The 4,462-nt window shown below is 31.8% G+C and carries 3 protein-coding genes; all 3 read left to right on the top strand.

Annotated features, from left to right (window positions below; all coding sequences use genetic code 11):
• Positions 1-965 precede the first annotated feature (965 nt).
• On the top strand, positions 966-2,648 hold the full coding sequence (locus tag ACI3VO_RS07130; RefSeq protein ID WP_439757243.1) for a TROVE domain-containing protein: 1,683 nt from the start codon (positions 966-968) through the stop codon (positions 2,646-2,648).
• Positions 2,649-3,491, top strand: a complete 843-nt coding sequence (locus ACI3VO_RS07125; RefSeq protein ID WP_439757242.1) for an ADP-ribosylglycohydrolase family protein — start codon at positions 2,649-2,651, stop codon at positions 3,489-3,491. It abuts the gene before it with no gap.
• A 124-nt stretch (positions 3,492-3,615) separates the two neighbouring features.
• Positions 3,616-4,462: FGGY family carbohydrate kinase (locus tag ACI3VO_RS07120; RefSeq protein WP_439757241.1), on the top strand; the 847-nt coding region annotated here is incomplete at its 3' end.

Genomic DNA, 4,462 nt, shown 5'->3' with positions numbered 1-4,462 from the left:
CTACTAAATATTTAAATAATTATTTGACATGGTTTAAGTTTTTATTTATAAGTAAAAAATATAAAGAATTTAATCGAATAAAGGAATTATTTATGGAATTAGCGACTGGGGATCTTTATATCACTCAGTATATGATAAAAAATAGATTTGTAGAATTATTGTAGTGATTGTTTTATAATTTTGTAGCATGTAAAAAATAAAATATGCCTTCGGCAAAAATAATAATATTAATCACAAAGTTATTTAACATATTCATAATGGTTACAGTGGATAAGATAGTGGTATTGGAGAATGATTGTAATTTTTTGTGAATAAGAATGATATAAAGCTAGAATAATAAATTTGAAATTTGTTAGAAAATTTCGATTAAAAATGGAAAAATTTTGAAAATTTTTCTTGCTAAAATAAAAATCTGTGTTATAATTCATAATATAAAAATTAAAAATAAAGGTCTATAGCGGAATCTATGAGTCCATCGATAAACCTGCTAAGTTTATTTAATTTGATATTACATTTTCATAGATAGTATTCGTAGACCTGTCTTAACCAAATAAATATATGCCTATAGCGGGAACTATGATTTCATCGAATACAGGTAAGAAGAGTACATATTTAAAGAACATTTATAAACGCTAATTTGTCATATAGATATGAACTACTATATGCGTTAAGTAGAGATGAGCATGTCTATATAAATTAAATTTAATTAATTAAAATTAAATAAAATTTTTAAAACAAATCATAGTCAATATTCGTAGGTATTTACAAATACTCATAAAGATATGGAGGGTCTTTTCTAAAGTACATACCGTAGCAATTCATTTAAAAAGAAAATTTAATAATTTTTGGAGAGATATTAGTTGGTTTTATTTTTGTGCAAATAAACAGAGATTTTACATAGTATAGATGTGTATTTTTGTGCAAATTTACAGCTAATACAGTTTTTATTCAAGGAGGCCATGAATATGAGTAAAATGGGCAAAGAAGTAAAAAAAATAACAAAAGAAAATTCTATCAATGAAAATGGTAGAGTAGAAAACTTTATGGGTGGATATTCTTATGAAATAAATCCTTTAGATACTATGAAGATGGTAACTGCATCATCTATATTTGGTGAGCCACAGTATTATATAGATGGGAAATTCTGTGAGTCAGGTTTAAAAAGAGAAATTAGAAATTCGATACACCGTTTGTTTGCACCTTATTCAGTGTTTGATATTTCATTAGTAAGTGATAAAACTACTAAGGAAATAATGGAAGAGGTTATCGATGATGCTTTGGAGTATGATTTTGAGGCGACTTTGAGATGGGCTAAGATCTTGAGAGAGGATTATTTTATGAGATTAAATCCTCAAGTAATAATGGTAAGAGCAGCTATGTCAAAGCATAGAGCTGAGTTTACTGAAAAACATCCAGGGCTGTTTGATGAGATAAATCAAAGAGTTATGAGAAGATGTGATGATCCACTGAGTCAGTTGACTTACTACTTATATATAAACAAATCTAAAAATAATTTACCAGGAATTTTAAAAAAATCAATAAAAAAGAGATTAGAAAAGGCTCGCGCCTATGAATTAAAAAAATATAAAAATAAGGAAATAGGTGTGATAGATGCAGTTAGAATAACTCATGCAAATAGTAAGATTATAGATGAGCTTATGCAAACTGGCAATATAGAGGTCGAAGAAAACGATTTGACTTGGGAAAATCTAAGAGCAGGTGGCAAGTCGTGGACTGAAATTTTAGATACTATAAAAATGAATCATATGGCGCTTCTTAGAAATTTAAGAGGAATTTTTAAGGAGATAGATGATTTAGAAAAAACTAAAGAAATTATGGAGGACTTGAAAAAGGGCGTTAGAGCAGGCAAACAATTTCCATTTAGATATATGAGTGCTTACAATGCTGTAGAAATAGATCGCAATGTGAATAATAAGGGAGTAATTTTAGATGGACTGAATGAATGCTTGGATATTGCGTGTGATAATTTACCTAAGCTAAAGGGTAAATCAGCGTTTCTATCAGATAATTCAGGCTCCGCCTGGGGAACTTGTACATCAGAATTTGGGACAGTTACAGTTGGTGAAATCGACAACCTAAGCTCAATGATAGGAGCTGTAAATTCTGATGATGGACATGTATTCGCCTTCGGCGATGAATTGATAGAGTATCCAGTTTCAAAAAGAACTGGCATCTTAACTCAATCTAAAAATATGTCTAAATCAGCACGAAAAGATGTAGGATTTGCTACAGAAAATGGTGTATGGATATTTTTCAGAGATGCGATAAATAAAAAGCAGCATTGGGATAATATCTTCATATATTCAGATATGCAAGCAGGTCATGGTGGTCTTTATGGTACATCAAAAGGCGTTGAAGAATACAAAGATCAAGGATATTGTATAGGCAAATATGAAATACATGTTGATGTGGCGAAATTAATCGAGGATTATAGAAAATATGTAAATCCTAAAGTAAATGTATTCTCAATCCAAACAGCTGGCTACAAAAATGTAGTGGTTCCAGAGTATGGATACAGAACTAATATACTTTATGGATGGACTGGAAAAGAGCTAGTATTTGCCGATACTATGATAAAAATGTGGGATGAACTTGATAGTCGTGAACATAAAAAAGGATGTGATTAAATGTATAAAATGTATGGAACAATAATAGGGGATATAGCTGGTTCTACATATGAATTTAAAAATATAAAATACAGCCTAGATCGTAAAGATTTGATAAATAAAAGAAGTGAGTTTACTGACGATACTGTTATGGCTTTGGCAGTAGCAAAGGGAATTTATAATGTGATTAAAGATGATAAAGATAGAAAATCGCTTGATATAATAGGCAACAAGGATAGACAAGATGATTTGTATTTATCTATACAAAAGGAAATGCAGGATTTTGGTAGAATGTATCCAAATGCAGGATATGGAGGAACCTTCATTCAGTGGATAGATTCTGAAAATCCTAAGCCATATAACAGCTGGGGAAATGGCTCAGCTATGAGAGTTGCGTATTGTGGTTGGATAGCAAATTCTTTAGAGGAGGCAGAGCTTTTAGCTGAAATATCTGCAAAAATAACGCATGATCATTTTGAAGGAATAAAGGGAGCTAAAGTAGTAGCTGGTTGTATATTCTTACTTAGAAATGGTGCTAATAAGGAAGATATTAAAGACTATGTATCTAAGTACTACTATTTAGATTTTACTCTAGATGAAATCAGACCGATTTATAAATTTGATGTAAGCTGTCAAGGCTCTGTACCACATGCGATAACAGCATTTCTAGAAGGAGAGGATTTCTGCAGTGTAATATCAAAGGCGATATCAATAGGCGGTGACAGTGATACGATAGCTGCTATAGCTGGTAGTATAGCTGAGGCTTTTTACGAAATACCAGATTTTCTATACAATAGATCTATAGACAAGCTAGATGAATTTTTATTAGATGTTTTATACGATATCAATCAGCTTTTAGATTAATAAAAATAAAGAACTGAGTCCAAATTCAATAGGATTCAGTTTTTTTGTATAAATTTCTTACATTGTAAACTATAATAATATATAAATATAATTGTTATTTACAATGCATATGAAAGGAGAAGCTATGAGCAAATATATTATGGCGTTAGATGCTGGTACGACTAGCAATAGATGTATATTATTCGATAAAAAGGGTCAAGTAATTAGCGTGGCACAAAAGGAATTTACTCAGTATTTTCCAAAGCCTGGATGGGTAGAGCACGATGCAAATGAAATATGGTCATCTCAGCTAGGGGTGGCAGTCGAGGCTATGGCAAAAATTGGTGCGACTGCAGAGGATATAGCGGCTATAGGGATAACTAACCAAAGAGAGACTACTATAGTTTGGGACAAAAATACTGGTGAACCTGTCTATCACGCAATAGTTTGGCAGTGTAGAAGAACATCTGAATACTGTGACGAGCTTAAGGAAAAGGGTCTTACAGATAAATTTAGAGAAAAAACAGGTCTTATAATAGATGCTTATTTTTCTGGGACTAAGTTAAAATGGATTTTAGACAATGTAGAAGGTGTTAGAGAGAGAGCTGAAAATGGAGAATTGCTGTTTGGGACAGTTGAGACTTGGCTTATTTGGAAGCTTACTAAGGGTAAGGTTCATGTGACTGATTATTCAAATGCTTCTAGAACTCTGCTTTTTAATATTAAGGAGCTAAAATGGGACGATGAGATTTTAGCGGAATTAAACATTCCAAAATCAATGCTTCCAGAGGTTAAACAATCTAGTGAAATTTATGGATATTGTGACTCTGCATTTTTTGGAGGAGAAATTCCGATATCAGGAGCAGCTGGAGATCAACAGGCAGCACTATTTGGTCAAACCTGCTTCAAACCAGGTGAGGCAAAAAATACATATGGAACAGGCTGCTTTATGCTGATGAACACAGGTGAAAAACCAGTTTTCTCAGAAAACG

The organism is Intestinibacter sp. (assembly GCF_051866655.1).
Lineage (GTDB): Bacteria > Bacillota > Clostridia > Peptostreptococcales > Peptostreptococcaceae > Intestinibacter.
Note: the sequence above shows the minus strand (reverse complement) of the source record. Positions and strands in the feature narration are given on the sequence as shown.